Source organism: Phenylobacterium sp., from assembly GCF_035276905.1.
GTDB lineage: Bacteria > Pseudomonadota > Alphaproteobacteria > Caulobacterales > Caulobacteraceae > Phenylobacterium.
Genome location: NZ_DATELG010000049.1, coordinates 1 through 3,821, shown reverse-complemented (window position 1 = coordinate 3,821; position 3,821 = coordinate 1). Strand labels below are relative to the sequence as shown.

The 3,821-nt window shown below is 71.3% G+C and carries 8 protein-coding genes; 3 read left to right on the top strand and 5 right to left on the bottom strand.

The features are described from left to right. Positions 1-371: L,D-transpeptidase family protein (locus VJS38_RS01845; RefSeq protein WP_324086452.1), on the top strand; the 371-nt coding region annotated here is incomplete at its 5' end. Positions 372-448: 77 nt separating this feature from the next. Here the strand turns inward: VJS38_RS01845 and VJS38_RS01840 are convergent. Then, a complete protein-coding gene (locus tag VJS38_RS01840) occupies positions 449-1,066 on the bottom strand; it encodes a murein L,D-transpeptidase catalytic domain family protein (protein ID WP_324086451.1) in 618 nt (205 codons plus the stop codon). A 377-nt stretch (positions 1,067-1,443) separates the two neighbouring features. Here VJS38_RS01840 and VJS38_RS01835 point away from each other — a divergent pair, with 377 nt between their 5' ends. Beyond that, on the top strand, positions 1,444-1,839 hold the full coding sequence (locus VJS38_RS01835; RefSeq protein ID WP_324086450.1) for a hypothetical protein: 396 nt from the start codon (positions 1,444-1,446) through the stop codon (positions 1,837-1,839). Between the two features lie 31 nt (positions 1,840-1,870). Here VJS38_RS01835 and VJS38_RS01830 read toward each other — a convergent pair whose 3' ends face one another. The 4 genes from VJS38_RS01830 to VJS38_RS01815 form a co-directional block, all read right to left on the bottom strand. Further along, on the bottom strand, positions 1,871-2,233 hold the full coding sequence (locus VJS38_RS01830) for a type II toxin-antitoxin system RelE/ParE family toxin (RefSeq protein WP_324086449.1): 363 nt from the start codon (positions 2,231-2,233) through the stop codon (positions 1,871-1,873). Further along, complete coding sequence (locus VJS38_RS01825) at positions 2,233-2,523, bottom strand: type II toxin-antitoxin system ParD family antitoxin (protein WP_324086448.1); 291 nt, start codon at positions 2,521-2,523, stop codon at positions 2,233-2,235. The genes VJS38_RS01830 and VJS38_RS01825 overlap by 1 nt, the downstream gene beginning before the upstream one ends. Positions 2,524-2,606: 83 nt before the next feature. Then, on the bottom strand, positions 2,607-2,810 hold the full coding sequence (locus VJS38_RS01820; protein ID WP_324086447.1) for a hypothetical protein: 204 nt from the start codon (positions 2,808-2,810) through the stop codon (positions 2,607-2,609). A gap of 253 nt (positions 2,811-3,063) precedes the next feature. Continuing rightward, positions 3,064-3,333, bottom strand: coding sequence for a hypothetical protein (locus tag VJS38_RS01815; protein WP_324086446.1), 270 nt, complete (start codon positions 3,331-3,333; stop codon positions 3,064-3,066). 97 nt (positions 3,334-3,430) lie between these two features. Here VJS38_RS01815 and VJS38_RS01810 point away from each other — a divergent pair, with 97 nt between their 5' ends. Then, positions 3,431-3,817 carry a lysozyme inhibitor LprI family protein gene (locus VJS38_RS01810; protein WP_324086445.1) on the top strand — a complete coding sequence of 129 codons (387 nt, stop codon included), beginning with the start codon at positions 3,431-3,433 and terminating at the stop codon, positions 3,815-3,817. The last annotated feature ends 4 nt before the right edge of the window (positions 3,818-3,821 follow it).

The following is a 3,821-nucleotide window of genomic DNA, read 5'->3' as shown; positions in this document are numbered from 1 at the left end:
CGAACCCCTACGCGGTCTATCTGCACGACACCCCGTCGAAGTCGACCTTCAACCAGGCGCAGCGGACCGCAAGCCACGGCTGCGTCCGCCTGGAGCACGCCGTGGAGCTGGCCCGGACCGTGGTCGGCGAGGAGCCGGGCTCGTCCGAGGGGCGGGTCGACCGGATCCTCGCCTCGGGCAGGACCGCCCGGATGAAACTCGCTCGTCCGATCCCGGTGCGGCTGATGTACCTCACCGCCGTGCCGAAAGACGACGGGATCGTCTTCCTGCCCGACGTCTACGGCTGGGATCCGAGGCTGCTCGGCCTGCTCGACCGCTATCAGGCGGCCCGAGCACGATTCAACGATCGGGCGGAATCGCCTGATCGTTGATCGTGCTCTGGATTCAAAGGTTTGAGCGCGTTCTGACCGCAAAACCGGATCCACTTTTGCGGAACGCGCTCCAGGCGCTAAAGCCTGGTCGCGATCAGCAGATGGCCCGGCCCGAGACGATCGAGCACCCGCGGCAGGTCGGACTGGCTGACGGCGAAACAGCCCTCGCTGCGGCCGAGCATGCCCCACTCGCGCAGCATTCCCGGCCCCACGTACCAGGCCGCGTGCACGACGATGGCGCGGTCCTCGGCGTTGCTGTTGGTCGGGTCCAGGCCCCGCAGCCGCATCGAGCGGCCGTGGCGGCCGAAATAGTAGCCGCCGGTCAGATAGTGGCCCTCGGAGGTCGCGGCCGAGCCCGGCCGGTTGGAGAAGCTGCGCAGCCAGCCCGAATGCTCGGGATCGGAGCCGCGGCCGTGGGCGACCAGCAGGGTGTCCACCCGGCCGCTCATCATGTCGACGATGTGGAACCGCGGCGCCCGCGAGGGTTGGGCGAAGTCGGCCACCCCCACCACGTCCCGGCGCGCCACCCGGCTGCCGGCGCGTTCGAGCCCGGCCCGGGCGGCGCCGACGACGGCCGGATCGCGTCCCGCCGCCAGGGCCTGATGCGCCAGCGAGCTCACGCCCAGCGTGGCGAAGGTGGTCTGCAGGAAGCGGCGGCGGGTGCTCGCGGTGGAACCAGGCTCGTCAGAACTCACGCGCGCACTCAACGGCGGCCTCCCCAGGTTGTCGGTCTTGTCGAGTGGGGGGCGCAGGTGAGCGGGCGCCGTCCCCGAAGCCGCCGCTCCGGCCCCGCTTGAAAACACGCAAGCTGGAACGGGCGCACGCCGGCCACGCGTCGCGCGACGGCTTGCCGCGGGCGCCTATGAGACCGGCCTTGCGGCCGAGCGCGCGCCGGACGAGCTCGGTCTCAGCCCTTCGACGGGCTGACCCGCAGCTTGGTCCTCTGTGATTGGCGGCGGGTATAGCTTTGCCGTGGAGGTGAATCCGAACCCGCGGCGGTCTACACGGCACTAATGCCGAAGAGCCCCGGCTGCGGTATGCTGGGGCGAACCGGTCCGCTGGAGGACCTTCGATGACGCGACACCTCACCACCCTGGCGACGGCGCTGGCCCTGGCCTTCGCCGCCTCGGCGGCCCAGGCCGCCAAGACCGAAAACCCCCGGAGCTGCTTTCCCGTCGGCAGCGCCTGGCAGAGCTGGAACGCCGACAAGACCGGCGATGTGCTTTATCTGCGGGTCCACATCAACGACATCTACCGCGTCGACCTCACGCCCGGCTCGCGGGTCTACAAGTGGCCGGGCTATTTCCTGGTCAACACGGTGCGCGGGTCCGACTGGATCTGCTCGGCGCTCGACCTCGACCTGACGCTCGCCAGCAACTACGGCTACCGCAAGCCGCTGATCGCGGTCTCGATGCGCAAGCTCACCCCGGAGGAAGCCGCGGCCATCCCGCCCAAGGAACGGCCGTAGGACGACCTGCTTTTGCGGGACGACGGTGGGCCTACTCCCACTCCCCCCGCAGATGCCGCTCCAGCTCCATGGCCTCGTGCAGCACGCGGCCGATGACGGTCCAGGCCCCGGCGCACCGGTAGATCAGGAAGTGGCGCGGGCGCTGGACGACCTCGCCAGCCTCGTCGCGCGCGCGCTCGCGGCTCGAGCGCAGCCGCCAGCTGCGCACCCCCTCGCCCAGCTCCGGACGCGCGAGGCTGCCGGCGCGGAACGGGTCGGCGGCGACGTCGGCCAGGGCGGTCGCGATCAGGCGCTCGTAGCGCCGGCGCGCCGCCTCGCCGAAGGTCGTGTGGCTCCACGTCAGGATCTCGACGATGTCGCGCTCGGCGGCCTCGGTCAGGCGGAGGCCCGCCATCAGCCCTGGCGGCGAAGCTGGCCGGCGGCGCGCCGGCCGAGCTCGGCGACGTAGTCGACGAGGCCGTCCTCGGCGACGTCGCGATAGCGGCCGGCCTCCAGGTCGCGCCAGCCGGCGTCGGCGGCGGCGCGCAGGGCGGCGAGCTTGGCCGCGTCCTCCGCCTCGCGCTGCTCGACCAGGCGCAGGCCCTCGCGCAGCACCTCGCTGGCGTTCTGGTAGCGGCCGGACTGGACGAGGGTCTCGATCACCTCCTGCTGGTGGTCGGTCAGCACGACGTTGCGGGTCGGCATGGGTCGCCTCCTGGCTGCTCGAAGCCGGAAGATAGGCCCAATGGCATAATCTGCCAATCCGATACCGGCCCGCTGAGCGGCCGTCAGTGCGCGCGCGTCCGCCGGTCAGGACGGCTCATGGGTCCGGCGATGACGCTCAGCCGCTGATCGCCGCGCCAGAGCTCGGCGCCGAAGGCGGCCGCCCGGCCCCGGGCGCGTTCGATCGCCTCCACGTCGGAGGTGCAGGACCAGTTTTCGCCGTCGCTCGCCTCGCCCGAGGACGACAGCGTCACGTACCGATATTCCATGGGCTCATCCTCCTTCCTTCGAGAACAGGCCAAGGAAAACGCCAGTTCCCCGCTCCGCCTCGTCCGACGGCCGGCTGCCGGGCTGAGAGGCCGCCTCACCGGCCCTGCATGGCCGCCGCCGCCTTGGCGAACCCGCCGGCCAGGGCGTCCTCCAGCGGGGTGCTGCAGTCGTCGATGCGGGTCCTGGCGTCCGGGTCGGCGCCGCACGCGCAGCACCTTGACCGCCGCCATCGGCCGTTTTCCCGGGCGCGGCTTAACGCCTGACGTCCGCCTTGCGGTTGAGGACCGTGATCGACAGGAAGCCGCCGAGCCAGGAGCCGAGGGCCGCGAAGATCACATAGATCCAGTTCGAGGTGTAGCTGATCACCGCGAAGGCCGACAGCAGATACCAGATGCTGCTCCAGCTCGCCGCGGCGAAGCGCCGGCGATCCGAGACCGCGGCGTTGAACATGACGTAGACGGCGTCCGTCACGGCGGTCGACAGGACGACGCCGGCGGCGATCAACGGTTCGACGTGGACCAAGGCCATTCTCCCCTGGCGGGCGGTCGATCCGGCGTTCGGATCGCGCTCGCAACCGTGGCCCATGCTAGGCTTGGCGCGGGCCCCGAAAGGAGCGCGTATGACGTTGCGGATCGTATTTGGACCTGCGGTCGCCTTCGCGCTCTGCGGCGCGGCGCTGGCTCAGCCGGCGAGCCCGCCGCCCGGGTCGGAGTACGACCGCTGCATCGCCTCGGCCGGCCAGCGCGGCTCGGCGCTGGCGAAGTGCGAGCAGGCGGCCTACCGGCGCGAGGACAAGGCCCTCAACGACGCCTACCAGCAGCTCGCGGCCAAGGTCGATGTGGAGGCCAAGGCCCCGCTCGACCGCGCCCAGCGAGCCTGGCTCGACTACCGCGACAGCGAGTGCGCCTACGAAGCCTCCCACCCCGGCGGCGCGGCCCCGGCTCCGGTCGTCGAGGCGAGATGCATGAAGCGGCTGACGGAGCAGCGGGCGAAGGACCTGCGGTAGGATC

What these genes read in the sequence shown, in the direction of transcription:
- VJS38_RS01835 (WP_324086450.1), top strand. Translation starts at nt 1,444, where the DNA reads ATGACGCGACACCTCACCACCCTGGCGACGGCGCTGGCCCTGGCCTTC.
- VJS38_RS01830 (WP_324086449.1), bottom strand. Translation starts at nt 2,233, where the DNA reads ATGGCGGGCCTCCGCCTGACCGAGGCCGCCGAGCGCGACATCGTCGAG.
- VJS38_RS01825 (WP_324086448.1), bottom strand. Translation starts at nt 2,523, where the DNA reads ATGCCGACCCGCAACGTCGTGCTGACCGACCACCAGCAGGAGGTGATC.
- VJS38_RS01820 (WP_324086447.1), bottom strand. Translation starts at nt 2,810, where the DNA reads ATGGAATATCGGTACGTGACGCTGTCGTCCTCGGGCGAGGCGAGCGAC.
- VJS38_RS01810 (WP_324086445.1), top strand. Translation starts at nt 3,431, where the DNA reads ATGACGTTGCGGATCGTATTTGGACCTGCGGTCGCCTTCGCGCTCTGC.